Source organism: Microbacterium album (assembly GCF_014643695.1).
Lineage (GTDB): Bacteria > Actinomycetota > Actinomycetes > Actinomycetales > Microbacteriaceae > Microbacterium > Microbacterium album.
The window spans coordinates 180,622-193,997 of record NZ_BMJY01000002.1 but is presented as its reverse complement, the minus strand read 5'-3'; the positions used below and the strand labels follow the sequence as shown (position 1 = coordinate 193,997).

The 13,376-nt window shown below is 72.8% G+C and carries 10 protein-coding genes; 3 read left to right on the top strand and 7 right to left on the bottom strand.

The features are described from left to right. The first annotated feature begins 134 nt into the window (after positions 1 to 134). Entirely contained in the window at positions 135 to 752 is a 618-nt protein-coding gene (locus IEX37_RS03535) for an IclR family transcriptional regulator (RefSeq protein ID WP_229663042.1), read from the top strand. A gap of 66 nt (positions 753 to 818) precedes the next feature. On the opposite strand, the gene IEX37_RS03530 is transcribed toward IEX37_RS03535, so the two are convergent. After that, positions 819 to 2,720, bottom strand: a complete 1,902-nt coding sequence (locus IEX37_RS03530; protein WP_188754869.1) for an FAD-binding monooxygenase — start codon at positions 2,718 to 2,720, stop codon at positions 819 to 821. A gap of 320 nt (positions 2,721 to 3,040) precedes the next feature. On the opposite strand from IEX37_RS03530, the gene IEX37_RS03525 reads away from it, so the two are divergent. After that, on the top strand, positions 3,041 to 4,693 hold the full coding sequence (locus tag IEX37_RS03525) for a thiamine pyrophosphate-binding protein (protein ID WP_188754868.1): 1,653 nt from the start codon (positions 3,041 to 3,043) through the stop codon (positions 4,691 to 4,693). A gap of 112 nt (positions 4,694 to 4,805) precedes the next feature. Here IEX37_RS03525 and IEX37_RS03520 read toward each other — a convergent pair whose 3' ends face one another. The 5 genes from IEX37_RS03520 to IEX37_RS03500 all read right to left on the bottom strand — a co-directional run bounded on the left by IEX37_RS03520 (position 4,806) and on the right by IEX37_RS03500 (position 10,032). Beyond that, the gene (locus IEX37_RS03520) at positions 4,806 to 6,188 is read right to left on the bottom strand and encodes an MFS transporter (protein ID WP_188754867.1); all 1,383 of its coding nucleotides are present in this window, start codon (positions 6,186 to 6,188) and stop codon (positions 4,806 to 4,808) included. 289 nt (positions 6,189 to 6,477) lie between these two features. Continuing rightward, positions 6,478 to 7,941 carry a PTS ascorbate transporter subunit IIC gene (ulaA, locus tag IEX37_RS03515; RefSeq protein ID WP_188754866.1) on the bottom strand — a complete coding sequence of 488 codons (1,464 nt, stop codon included), beginning with the start codon at positions 7,939 to 7,941 and terminating at the stop codon, positions 6,478 to 6,480. 61 nt (positions 7,942 to 8,002) lie between these two features. After that, positions 8,003 to 8,284 carry a PTS sugar transporter subunit IIB gene (locus tag IEX37_RS03510; protein ID WP_188754865.1) on the bottom strand — a complete coding sequence of 94 codons (282 nt, stop codon included), beginning with the start codon at positions 8,282 to 8,284 and terminating at the stop codon, positions 8,003 to 8,005. Next, entirely contained in the window at positions 8,281 to 8,757 is a 477-nt protein-coding gene (locus tag IEX37_RS03505; RefSeq protein ID WP_188754864.1) for a PTS sugar transporter subunit IIA, read from the bottom strand. The genes IEX37_RS03510 and IEX37_RS03505 overlap by 4 nt, the downstream gene beginning before the upstream one ends. Before the next feature lie 117 nt (positions 8,758 to 8,874). Then, positions 8,875 to 10,032 (bottom strand): ROK family transcriptional regulator, encoded by a 1,158-nt coding sequence (locus tag IEX37_RS03500; RefSeq protein WP_188754863.1) that lies wholly within the window; start codon positions 10,030 to 10,032, stop codon positions 8,875 to 8,877. 68 nt (positions 10,033 to 10,100) lie between these two features. Here IEX37_RS03500 and IEX37_RS03495 point away from each other — a divergent pair, with 68 nt between their 5' ends. After that, positions 10,101 to 12,200, top strand: a complete 2,100-nt coding sequence (locus tag IEX37_RS03495) for a transketolase family protein (protein ID WP_188754862.1) — start codon at positions 10,101 to 10,103, stop codon at positions 12,198 to 12,200. Here the strand turns inward: IEX37_RS03495 and IEX37_RS03490 are convergent. Beyond that, positions 12,175 to 13,290, bottom strand: a complete 1,116-nt coding sequence (locus tag IEX37_RS03490; RefSeq protein ID WP_188754861.1) for an adenosine deaminase — start codon at positions 13,288 to 13,290, stop codon at positions 12,175 to 12,177. The genes IEX37_RS03495 and IEX37_RS03490 overlap by 26 nt on opposite strands. Positions 13,291 to 13,376: the final 86 nt, after the last annotated feature.

The window sequence follows — 13,376 nt, the reverse complement described above, 5'->3', positions numbered from 1 at the left end:
ATCCGTGACCGTCCCCCGAGGAGGCCCGTCTGTCCGACCGCGCACCGTCGTCGCCCGCGCGGGCCGCGACAGGCTCACAGACGCTCAGCCGCGGCATCCGGCTGCTCGAGATCCTGGCCGCCGCCGACCGCGGCATGACGATCGACGAGCTCGCCGCCGAGCTGGGCGTGCACCGCTCGGTCGCCTACCGGCTGCTGCGCACGCTGGAGGACCACGGCCTGATCGCGCGCCGCGGCGACGGGCTCGTGGCGCTGGCGGCGGGACTGGCCGCACTCGCGTCCGGCGTATCGCGCGACCTGCAGCAGGCCGCTCTTCCCGAGCTGGCCGAGGCGGCCGACGACCTCGGGATGACCTGCCTGCTCGTCCTCCTCGAGACCGACTACGGCATCACGGTGGTGAGCACCCCGCCGCGCCGCGCGGTGGCGGTGTCCTACCAGCCGGGGCACCGGCACCCGATCACGCGCGGCGGGCCGGGCAAGGCGATGCTCATGGAACTGCCCGAGGCCGTGTGGCCCGCCGACGCGCCGGACGAGCTGCGCGCCGAGATCGCCGAAAGCCGCGAGCGCGGGTACGCCACGAGCCACGACGAGGTCGTCCCCTCGCTCTGGTCCGTCGCCGTGCCGCTCGTGCTGCCCGGTCAGCCCCTGGCATCCGTCGCGGCGATCCACGTGTCGCTCACGCGCTCCCCCGACGAGATCGCCGCCCGCCTGCACGGGGTCGCCGCGGGGATCTCCCGCGCCTTCGGCGCCTGAGGCCGCTTCACACGGCGACGCCCCGCCGGCGCGACGGGCGCGACGGCGGGGCGGGCTGGACGCGACTCAGACGGCGGCCGGCTGCCGCTGGAAGATCCCGGCGAAGAACGCGGCGAGCTCGTCCGTGCCGTCCAGCGGCAGCACGTGCGAGACGTACTGGTCCGGACGCACGATCACGATCGCCCCGTCGCGGCTGATGCCGCGCGCCTCGAAGATGTCGTCCTCCGGGTCGGCCGCGTAGACCTTCTCGTAGTCGACGACGCCGTAGGGGCCCACCTTCGGGAGGAAGATCGACGGGACGCGGTCCATCTCCACCTGCGTGTGGTCCTGCTGGTAGACGACCTTGACGTCGAACCACGCGTCGATGTCCGCGCCCTCGGGCGTGTAGGCGACGACGGGCGACGCCGGCGACGTGGCGAGCCAGTCCGCGAGCTCGGCGGTCTTGGAGGCCTCCCCGGCCGCCGCGGCGTCCGCGAAGACGTAGATGCGCCAGCGGCCGTCGGCGCGGTGGTGATGACCGAGATGCTTCGGGTTGGCGTCGCACACGCGCATGACCGCGTTCGACTTGAAGCGCTTCCCGACGGGGAAGCCCATCGCCAGGTCCTGGTGCTCGTCGCCGCCGACGATCATGGACGGCTTGTACTGCGTCATGAAGCCGGCGGGGAACTCGATCGTCTTCATGTAGAAGTCCTCGAGCTGCGACGGGTCCTCCATCTCCTCCGGCTTCTTGGCCATGAGGGCCGACCACTCCTTGTCGAACGTGATCAGGTTGACCGCGATCTCCTGGCGCTCGGCGGAGTACGTGTCGAGCAGCGACTCGGGGGCGCGCCCCTCGAGCACGTGCGCGAGCTTCCACGCGATGTTCCAGCCGTCCTGCATCGAGACGTTCATGCCCTGGCCGGCCTTGGCCGAGTGCGTGTGGCACGCGTCGCCCGCGATGAAGACGCGCGGGGTGCGGGCGCCGAGCTCGTCGTCGGAGACGTCGTCGAACTTGTCGGTCACGCGGTGGCCGACCTCGTAGACGCTGCGCCACGCGACGTGCTTGACCGTGAGCGTGTAGGGGTGCATGATCCGGTTGGCGCGGGCCTCGACCTCTTCCTGCGTCGTGAGGCGCACGCGGCCGTTGTCGTCGGGCGCGACCTCACCGAGGTCCACGTACATCCGGAACAGGTGGTTGCCCTCGCGCGGGATGTGCAGGATGCTGCCGCCGTCGTGCGACTGGATCGCGCACTTGGTGCGGATGTCGGGGAAGTCCGTCTCGGCGAGCACGTCCATGACGCCCCACGCGTGGAACGCCTGGTCGCCCTCGAGGCGGCGCCCGATCGACTCGCGCACGCGGCTGCGGGCGCCGTCGGCTCCCAGGACGTACTTGGCCCGCACCACGCGCTCCGTGCCCTCGTCCGGGCCGGACGCCCGGCGCAGCGTCACCGCGACCGGGTACTCGCCCTCGTCGCCGACCTCGAGCGTCACGAACTCCCAGCCCCAGTCCGGCTCGAGCCGGCCGGGCGCGTTGCGCGCGTATTCGGCGAAGTAGTCCAGCACGCGTGCCTGGTTGACGATCAGGTGCGGGAACTCGCTGATGCCGTGGGGGTCGTCGGGGGTGCGCGCCGTCCGCACGATGTTCTCCGGGTTCTGCGGATCCGGCTTCCAGAAGCACATCTCCGTGATCCGGTACGCCTCCTCGGTGATCCGGCTGGCGAAGCCGAACGCCTGGAAGGTCTCGACGCTGCGCGCCTGGATGCCGTCGGCCTGGCCCACCTCGAGGCGACCCGGGCGGCGATCGATGAGCCGCGCCGAGATGCCGGGGAACTGGGCGAGCTGCGCGGCGGCGATCATGCCGGCGGGCCCGGCGCCCACGATCAGCACGTCCATCTCGTCCGGGAGCTCGGCGGCCCGGTCGAGGCCGATCCCGGCGGCGGGCTGGACGCGGGGGTCTCCCGACACGTAGCCGTGGTGGTGGAACTGCACGGGCTCTCCTCACTTCCTCGTGACCCACTTCTTCGCGGGGCCTCACGGACGCCGACAGTGGCGTTCTATTATCGAATAGCGTGTTCGCTTATCGATCAGGGCGATTCTAGGGCGCCGGCCCGCCGCAGGCAAGCGCGGGCGGTCGCCCACGGTGTGCGCGACCCGCGTCCTGGAAGCTATGATCGTGCCCGTCCGGCCCCGCAGACGAGGCCGGTGCTCGAAAAAGGGGCACGAAGCCGACGGCGAGACACATACGGAATCGTCCATCCGTCATCGTCAGGCCCGCGCCGCGCCGGGGCCTGCTCTCGAGAGGCTCCCCCATGCCCACTGTCTCCGCGCACATCGCCGCCGCCCTCGCCCGCCACGTCGACCATGTCTTCGGCCTGATGGGCAACGGCAACGCGTATTTCCTCGACGCGCTGCTGCGCGATACGCACGCGACGTTCACGGCCGTCCGCCACGAGGCCGGCGCCGTCGCCGCCGCCGACGCGCACTACCGGGTCTCGCGCCGCATGGCTGCGGCCACCACGACCTACGGCCCCGGCTTCACGAACACCCTCACGAGCCTCGCGGAGGCCGCGCAGGCGCGCGTGCCGCTCGTGCTCGTCGTCGGCGACCAGCCGACCGCCGGGCCGCGACCCTGGGACATCGACCAGATCGGCATCGCCGCCGCGGTGGGCGTGCGCACCTTCACGGTGGGCCGCCTCGACGCCGCCGCGACGACGACCCTCGCGATCGAGCACGCGCTGACGCACCGCCGGCCCGTCGTCCTCGCGCTGCCGTACGACCTCGCCGCGCGCGAGGCCGGGCCCGTGCCCGAGCCGACGGCGCTGCAGCTGCCGGCCCCGCTCGCCCCGGGCGAGGACGCCCGGGCCGCGATCGCGCGCACCGCGGCGGCGCTCGCGGCGGCCGAACGCCCGCTGCTGCTCGCCGGACGCGGCGCGTGGCTCGCGGACGCGCAAGACGCGCTCGGTCGCCTCGCGGACGCCACGGGAGCTCTCACGGCGAGCACCGCGCTGGGACGCGGCATCTTCCCGGCCGCGCAACACGACCTGGGCGTCACGGGCGGTTTCGGCGCACCGGGCGCCATGGACCTCATCCACGAGGCGGACGTCGTGGTCGTCCTCGGAGCGAGCCTGACGCAGTTCACGATGCGCTTCGGCGAGCTCTTCTCGCCGGACACGCACGTCGTCCAGGTCGACGTCGCCCCCGCCGCGACGCACGCGCGCGTCGGCGAGTACATCCGCGGCGACGTGAGGCTGATCGCCGATGAACTCGCCGCCGAGGTGGCACGCCGCCGCGGCGACGCGACCGGCTGGCGGGACGCGGTCGACGTCGCCCCGCTGCGGGTGCAGGAGGCCGCCGACGGCGAGTTCGCCCCCGACGGACGACTCGACCCCCGCGCGGTCGCGGAGCGCATCGGCGAGCTGCTGCCGGCGGACCGCGTCGTGGTGAGCGACGGCGGCCACTTCATCGGCTGGGCGAACATGTACTGGCCCGTGGCCTCGCCCGGCCGCATGGTGATGGTGGGCACCGCCTTCCAGACCATCGGGATCGGCTGGCCCACCGTCGCGGGCGCGGCGGTCGCCGACCCCGAGGCGACGGTGGTGCTCACGACGGGTGACGGCGGCGGCCTGATGGCGATCGCCGACCTCGAGACCGCCGCGCGCGCGGCCGGCGGCCGCGGCGTCGCGTTCGTGTGGAACGACGCGGCCTACGGCGCGGAGGTGAACCTCTACGGCCTCAAGGGCCTGCACGAGGACCCGATGCGGATCCCGCAGGTAGACTTCGCCGCCTTCGCGCGCGGCGTCGGGGCCGAGGGCCTCGTGGTCGAGCGGCTGGCCGACCTCGACCGCCTCGCCGAGTGGGCCGCGACGCCCGCGGCCGACCGGCCGTTCCTGCTCGTCGACCTCCGCATCTCCGGCCGCGTGATCGCCCCGTACCAGGAGGAGATCATCCGCATCAACTCCTGACCGATCCTCCCGGCGCCGAGAATCCGTCCCGGCAGCGAAAATCCGTCCCCGCGCCGAGGATGCAGTGAGCACACGCATTCTCGGCGCGGGGACGGATTCTCGGGGCTGAGCGCTACTTCTTCTCCCAGGCGTAGATGCCGCGGGACTGCTCGGGCTCGTGGTCGGGGCCGAGGGGGAGGCCGCGGCGGTCGCGCAGCAGCAGCGTCGCGACGAAGCTCAGGATCACCATGCCGAACAGGTAGTACGCCACGCCGTCGGTCGAGCCGGTCTCCTGCACGATCGCCCGGCCGATGGTCGGGGCGAACGCGCCGCCCAGGATCGAGCCGATCGCGTAGGCGATGGAGACGCCCGAGAAGCGCACTGAGGCGGGGAACAGCTCGGAGTACCACGACGCCTGCGGGCCGTAGGTGAGGCCGAGGCCGATCGTCAGCAGGACGATGCCGACGCCGAGCAGCACCACGTCGCCGGTGTTGACCAGCGGGAAGAGCGTGAACACCGCGATCCCGAGCAGCACCCATCCGATCAGGTAGGTCGTCTTGCGCCCGATGATGTCGCACAGCCAGCCGCCGACGAACGTGGAGATGAGCCACGTGACCGACGAGATCGTCACGGCCCACAGCACGGGACCGGGGTCCATCCCGAGGCCGCTGTCGTCGGTGGCGTAGTTCTGCACGAAGCCACCGGTGGTCATGTAGCCGATCGCGTTGTTGCCCGCGAAGACGAACGCGGCGAGCATCACGAGCGGGAAGAAGCGGCGGAACAGCTGCACGATGGGCGCGCTCGCGGCCTCCTTGCGCACCGAGATCTCCTGGAAGACCGGGCTCTCCTCGACGCGGCGGCGCACGTAGTAGCCGACGAGGATCAGCACGAAGCTGAACAGGAACGGGATGCGCCAGCCCCACTCGAGGAAGGCGTCGCCCGGGAAGATCAGCGTCATGATCGCGAGCATGCCGTTCGCCAGCAGCAGCCCGATCGGCACGCCGATCTGCGGCATCGCGCCGAACAGGCCGCGGCGCTTCTTGGGGGCGTGCTCGACTGCCATCAGCACCGCGCCACCCCACTCGCCGCCCGCCGAGATCCCCTGGATCACGCGCAGCAGCAGCAGGATGATCGGCGCGGCGACGCCGATCTGGGAGTAGGTCGGCAGCAGGCCGATGAGCGTCGTGGCGGCGCCCATGAGCACGAGCGTGATGACCAGCACGGGCCGGCGGCCGATCTTGTCGCCGAAGTGCCCGGCGAGGAAGGCTCCGAGCGGACGGAACAGGAAGCTGATGCCGACCGTGAGGAAGGCGAGGATCGTCGCCATGCCCTCGCCGGCGGGGGCGAAGAAGAGCTGGCCGAAGACGAGGCCCGCGGCGGCGGCGTAGATGAAGTAGTCGTACCACTCCACCGTGGTGCCGACGACGGTGGCGAAGGCGACGCGCCGGCGGTCGGTGGCGCTGTTGATCGTGCCGGTCGGTGACAGCGGACCGGATTCTGCGTCTCGAGCAGACATCTGACCTCCCTCGGTCGAGAGTGCGACGCGGCGGCGCGTCGGGGCGGGAACCCGTGTTCGGATTCAGAACACGGCGTTCGGATAGGGAATCTTCGCGATTCCGGAATGGAACGCTACACGACGCGACCGAGAACGTCACACCGGCGCCGCACGGCGCGTCGGCGGCCCCGGCGCACCGCCGTGCGGCGCCGTCCCGCGCCCCGCGAGGGCACGACGAGGGGCGGCCCGCCGATGCGGGCCGCCCCTGGGTCGCGCGCCTGGCTCGCGCGGCGCCGGCCGGTGCGCGGTGTCAGCGCGCGGCGGCCGGCTCCTCGGCCGCGAGCAGCTCGTCGCGCCGTCGACCCGGCGTCCAGCCCCGGTCGACGAACCGGACCTGGAACACGGAGGCCGCGACGACGAGCACCACGGCGATGCCGAGGCACAGCGCGACGCCGACGGGGGTGGGCGCGAGGACGCTCACCCCGACCAGCGTGCCGAACCAGCCGAAGTCGGCGTCGCCGAACGTACTGTTGGCCAGCCCGAGCTCGCCGAGCACGAGCAGCAGGATCGCCGGGAGGATCGTGATGATCACGCCGTTGACGAACCCGCCGACGACCGCGCCCAGACGCCCGCCGGTCGCGTTGCCGTAGACGCCGGCACCACCACCCGTGAAGAAGTGGGGCACCATGCCGGGCAGGATCAGCGCGAGCCCGAACAGCGGGCTGAGCCAGGTCGCCAGCAGCAGAAGCGACACCAGGCCGCCCGCGAACGACGCGAGGAAGCCGATCAGGACCGCGTTCGCGCCGAACGGGAAGACGATCGGGATGTCGAGCGCCGGCTTCGCGCCGGGGACCACCTTCTCCGCGATGCCCTGGAACGCCGGCACGAGCTCGCCCAGCACGGTGCGCACGCCGAAGAGGATCACCGCGACGCCGACACCGAACTGGAGCGCCTGGCCGAACGCGGCCATGATCGCAGCCCCCGCGTCGTCGCCGCCCAGGATCTCCATCGCGGTCTCGGGAAGGGCGATCAGGCCCCAGATCGCGAACACGAGGTAGATGAGCACCATGGAGATCGCCGTGGCCACCATCGAGTCGCGCAGGAAGCTCAGGCCCTGCGGGAAGCGGATCTCCTCGGTCGAGCGGCTGCGGCGCCCGACGAGCTGCCCCGCCGCGCCCGCCGCGATGTAACCGGCGGTGCCGAAGTGGCCGATGGCGATCGTGTCGTCGCCCGTGATCTTCTTGGTCCAGGGATGCGCGAAGGCCGGCATCACGACCATGATCACGCCGAGCAGCACCGCGCCCACGATCACCACGAGCCAGCTCAGCTCCTCACCGAAGCCCACGGTGAGCACGACCGACAGCAGCAGGGCCATGAACACCATGTGGTGACCGGTGAGGAAGATGTACTTCAGGGGCGTGAAGCGCGCCAGCGCGAGCATCGCGAGGAACCCGAGCACGAGGATGTAGGCGCTGGTCGCCCCGTACTCCTCGGACGCGATCGCGGTGATCACCTCGTTGGTCGGGATGACGCCCTGGGCGCCGGTCACCTCGAGGATCAGGTCGCCGAGGGGCGTCAGCGAGGCCACCACCACGCCTGCGCCGGCGCCCAGGATCAAGAATCCGAGCGCCGCCTTCAGCGCACCGCCGATGACCTTGCCGGTCGGGCGTCGCAGCGCGATGAGGCCGATCGCCGTGATGATGCCGATGAGATACGCGGGGACGTTGAGTATCTGCTGTCCGATGAAGTCCAGAACGACGACCAACCACTCCATTGGGGTCTCCTTCTCTGAAAGGGGCGGGGGAAGGTGCCCGAGAACGGGCACGGGGAAGCAGCTACGGGGCGACGGAGGGGCGGAGCTTCTCGGTGATCTCCGCCACGTCGGTGAAGTTGTCGATCACGATCACGCGCGCCGGGACGTCGCCGATCTCGTCGGCGAGCTCGGCCGACGTCAGCACCACGTCCGCGGAACGGGCGGCGCCGCGGGCGGTGCCGATGTCCGCCGCCTCCACCTCCGCGTCGGCATCGGCCGCAAGCGCGCGCAGCGCCTTCTCGGCGTTCATCTTGAGCAGCACGGAGGTGCCGATGCCCATGCCACAGACGGCGACGATCTTCATGTTGTCTCCTCTTCCTCTCGATTCGACGACCCGGCCGAGAGGAGCTCCCTCACGGCCGCGGGGGTCGGGGCGGCGATCAGCGCTTCCAGCAGCTCCTCGTCCGCCAACACGCCGGCCAGCTCGGCCATGGTCTGCAGGTGGGCGTCGTGGTCCACGGCGGCGAGCCCGACCACCAGCCGCACGGGATCGTTGACGTCGCTGCCGAACTCGACGGGTTCGGCGAGCGAGACCCAGCTGATCCCGGTCCGCAGCACCGCCGGCGAGGGGCGGGCGTGCGCCAGCGCGAAGCCGGGGGCCACCACGATGTAGGGGCCGTGCTTCTCCACCGCGGCGATCATCTCGTCGGTGTACGCGTCGGTGGCGACGCCCGTGGCGCTCAGCGCCCGGCCCGCGAGACGGATCGCCTCGCGCCAGTCGGCGGCGCGCCCCCGCGTGACGACGGCGTCGTCCGGAAGTTGTGCTGCAAGGCCCATGGGCTCCCTCACCCTCCGCTCGAGTGATTGCGGTGGCCCCACTTTTGCACACACTTGGACCGAAGCGCCACATCCGATCCCGCATACGACGTGGATTCCGCCGGCGGCGGGCGATTCTCACGGCTGCTGCCGCGTCAGCGCGCTGATCCTGTCCGCCTCGAACAGCGCGTCCTGCGCCAGCAGCGACGCGCCGCGCACGCCCGCCCGCTCGCCCAGCCGCGAGCGCTCGACCACGAGGCCCTGCCGCGAGAAGACGTGCGCGGCGCCGAACACCGACCGCCGGATGGCGCCGATGAACACCTCTCCCGCCTCGGAGAGGTTGCCGCCGATCACCACGGCGGAGGGGTTCAGCAGCCCCACGACGTCCGCGAGCGCGTACCCGATCACCTCGCCGACCTCCTCGAGGAGCGCCACCGCCTCCTCGTCGCCGCGCTCGGCCGCCGCGACGATGTCCGCACTCGTGCGGATCCGGTGACCGCCGCGGTTGAGCCGGTCCCGCACCGTGCCGCCGCTGGCGACGGTCTCCAGGCGCCGCAGCGGCTCGCTCAGCCGTTCGCGCAGGGGCGCGCTGAGCTGGCCCGCGCCGCCCCGCGCGCCCCGCGAGAGCCGCCCGCCCAGCACGAAGGCGCACCCCACTCCGATGCCCGCCTTCACCACGACCAGGTCCCGGTGCTCCGGCCACCCCAGCCGGGCCTCCCCGACCGCCAGGATGTTCACGTCGCGATCGACCACGACGACCGCGTCGCCCGGCAGCGACCAGAGCTGGTCCCGGACGAGCACGTCGTCCCAGCGCGGATCGAGCTGGGGGCTTCCCAGCCGTCCCGCACGGGAGTCGACGGGCCCGGGCACGCCCACGCCGATCCCCCGCACGTCCTGGCGCCCCCGTCCGAGCGCGCGCAGCATGAAGTCGAACACCTGCTCGGCCCACGAAAAGATCTCCCGCGGGCCGTCGAACAGCCCGATGTCCGCCTCGTCCTCGCTGAGGACCCCGCTGACGAGGTCGGTGATGCCGACCCGCGTGTGCGAGCTGCCCACGTCCATCGCCAGCAGCAGGCCCGCGTCCCGGTTGACCGCGAAGGCCTCCCGGGGCCGTCCGCCCCCGCTCGAGCGCGAGCCGTCGGGCACGATGACCCCGTGGGCGAGCAGTTCCTCGAGACGCCGACTCAGCGTCACGCGCGACCAGCCGAGGCGCTCGAGCAGCTCGCCGCGCGTGTTCACGCCCTCGCGGATGAGGTCGAGCACGACGCCCGATCCCGTCGACATCATCGTGGACATCCCATCCCTCGCATCGCTCCTCGGCGTCACCGTTGACTTATGAATACTTCTATACCAAAGTGAGGTGCATGTCACCGTCACCCCCGCTCGCCGCACGCCCCGTCCTCGGTGCCCGCGACCGGCGCGAGGAACGCTCCGTCGCGGCCGCGATCGCGCTCCCGGCGGTCGTGGTGCAGGAGAAGGGGCACGGCCACGCCGGGACGGCGATGGCGCTCGCGCCGCTCGCCCACGCGCTGTTCCACCGGGTGCTGCATCACGACCCCGTGGAGCCTGAGTGGGAGGGGCGGGACCGCTTCGTGCTCTCGGCGGGCCACGCGAGCCTCCTGCTGTACACGCAGCTCTACCTCACAGGGTACGGGCTCGAGCTGGCCGACCTGGCCGCGGCCCGGACGCTCGACGCGCGCACGCCCGGGCACCCGGAGCTCGGCGTGACGCCGGGCGTGGAGATGTCGACCGGCCCGCTCGGGCAGGGCGTCGCCTCGGCCGTGGGCATGGCTCTCGCCGCGCGGCGCGACGCGGCGCTCCACGACGCCGGCGCCGGCGTCTGGGATCCGACGGTGTTCGTGCTCGCGGGCGACGGCTGCCTGCAGGAGGGCGTCTCGGGTGAGGCGTCGAGCCTCGCCGGCACGCTCGGCCTGGACAATCTCGTGCTGATCTGGGACGACAACCGGATCACGATCGACGGCGGCACCGACGACGCGTTCGCCGAGGACGTTCGCGCGCGCTACCGGGCCTACGGCTGGCGCGTGCTGGAGGTGGACGACCATCGCGACCTCGGGCTGATCGAGCGCGTGCTGCGCGAGGCCCGCGAGCGCTCGGGCCGTCCCACGCTCGTCGCGCTGCGCAGCGTGATCGGCTACCCCGCGCCGTCGGCGGCCGGCACGAGCGGCGCGCACGCAGGTCCGCTGGGAGAGGAGGACGTCCGAGCGGTACTGCGCACGCTGGAGCTCGACGAGACCGCGCCTCTCGAACGCCTCGTCCCGCTCGAGACCGTCGCGCACGCGCGCCGGGCCGCGGCCGAGCGCGGAGCCCGCCTCCGCGAGGAGTGGGAGGCGCGCCGCGAGGAGTGGCGCCGACGTCACCCGCGCCTCGCCGAAGAGCGCGCCGCCCGGGCGCAGACAGCGGCCGGCGCCGCGGCGGACAACGCGCGCGAGCCGGATGCCGCCGCGCTCGCGGCACTGGCCGAGGTGGATCTCCCCGCGGCCGGGACGGTGGTGGCGACCCGCAAGACCAACGGGGCCGTCGTCCGCGCCCTGCACGCCGCCGGCGTGCTGTGGGGCGGCTCGGCCGATCTGTCCTCCTCCACGAACGTCGCGGTGCCCGGCGTGCCCGTCTCGCGCGACCGGCCCGACGGCGACTTCATCGCCTTCGGGATCCGGGAGCACGCGATGGCCGCGATCCTCAACGGCATCGCCCTCCACGGACTCTGGCGCCCCTACGGCTCGACCTACCTCGCCTTCAGCGACTACCAGCGGCCCGCGCTCCGGCTCGGCGCCCTCATGGGGCTGCCGGTCGTGCACGTCTACACGCACGACTCGGTCGCGGTCGGCGAGGACGGCCCCACGCATCAGCCGGTCGAGCAGCTGGCGTCGCTGCGCGCCGTGCCCGGCCTCGCGGTCGTGCGCCCGGCGGACGGTGCCGAGGTGGTGTCCGCCTGGCGCGAGCTGCTGACGCGTCCCGCCGGGCCCGCGGCGCTCGTCCTGTCGCGTCAGGACGTCCCGGTGCTGCCGGAGCGGGAGGGCCTCGACGAAGGCGTGCGTCACGGCGGCTACGTCGCGTGGGCGCACGGCGAGGGCGCGGACATCGCCCTCATCGCCACGGGCAGCGAGGTGCAGCTCGCCCTCGAGGCCGGGCGCCTCCTGGCGGACGAGGGCTTCGCGGCGCGGGTCGTGTCGATGCCGTGCGTGGAGTGGTTCGCCGCCGCGCCCGCGGCCTGGCGCGAGCACGTGCTGCCCGCTCACCTGCGCGCCCGGGTGGCGGTCGAGGCGGGCCGGGGCGACGCCTGGTACCGCTGGGCGTCGCGCGTGGTCGCGATCGACACGTTCGGCGAGTCCGGCGCGGGCCCCGACGTGCTCGCCCGCAGGGGCATCACCGTCCCGGCGGTGCTGGCCGCCGCGAGGGAGGCCCTCGCGGCGGAGGGGCTCAGGCCGCGAAGCCCTCGCCGATGAGCTCGATGAGCTCCTCGCGCTCCTCGACGGGGAGGAACGCGCCCGCGGCCGCGTTCAGCTGGAACGCCTCGAGGTCGTCCAGGCCGTAGTCGAACGTGTGCACCAGCAGCGCCAGCTCCCGCGTGAGCGACGTGCGGCTCATGAGGCGGTTGTCGGTGTTGACGGTGACGGCGAAGCCCAGCTGGTAGAGCAGGTCGAACGGGTGGTCCTCGAGGGTCTTCCCCCACGCGGCGGTCGCCCCCGTCTGGAGGTTGGACGATGGGGCCAGCTCGAGGGGGATCTCGCGGTCCCGCACCCAGCGCGCCAGGTCGCCGAACCGCACGCGCACCTCCTCACCCTCCCGGCCGACGATCTCGAGATCCTCCGCGATGCGCACGCCGTGCCCGAGACGGAGCGCGCGACCGTCCAGGAGCGCCGAGCGGATCGAGGCGGGGCCGGCCCCCTCGCCCGCGTGAACGGTGACCGGCAGGAAGCTCTCCCCCAGCAGCGCGAACGCGGCCTCGTGCGCCGAGGCGGGGTGACCGTCCTCGGGCCCCGCGAGGTCGAACCCGACGACGCCCTCGTCGCGGAACGCGACGGCGAGCCGGGCGATCTCCGCGGACCGGTCGTTCTGGCGCATGGCGGTCAGCAGCTGACCCACGCGGATGCTGCGGCCGTCGTCGTCCGCGGCGTCCTCGCCCTGCTCGATGCCCTCCTGCACCGCCTCGACGGCCTCCTCGAGCGTGAGGCCGCCGGCGAGGTGCTGCTCGGGGGCCCAGCGCACCTCGCCGTAGATGACGCCGTCCTCGGCGAGATCCTCCACGAACTCCTTCGCCACGCGCGTGAGCGCCGCGCGCGTCTGCATGACGGCGGTGGTCACGGCGAACGTCTCCAGGTACTTCTCGAGCGTCCCGGAGTCGCTCTGCCGCGCGAACCACGAGGCGAGGCGCGCGGGATCCGTCTCCGGCAGGTCGACCCCGGCCTCCTCCGCGAGCTCCACGATCGTGTCGGGGCGCAGGCCGCCGTCGAGGTGATCGTGCAGCGACACCTTCGGCAGGCTCCGGATGGACACGCCCTCGACGCGCGCGTCGCCGAACGGATCGATCGTCATGTGACTCTCCTCGTGAATCGCCCGCGCTGGCGGCAGGATCGGTGGACGCGGACCGGCCGCCCCTGCCGGGCGACAGGGCGGCCGCG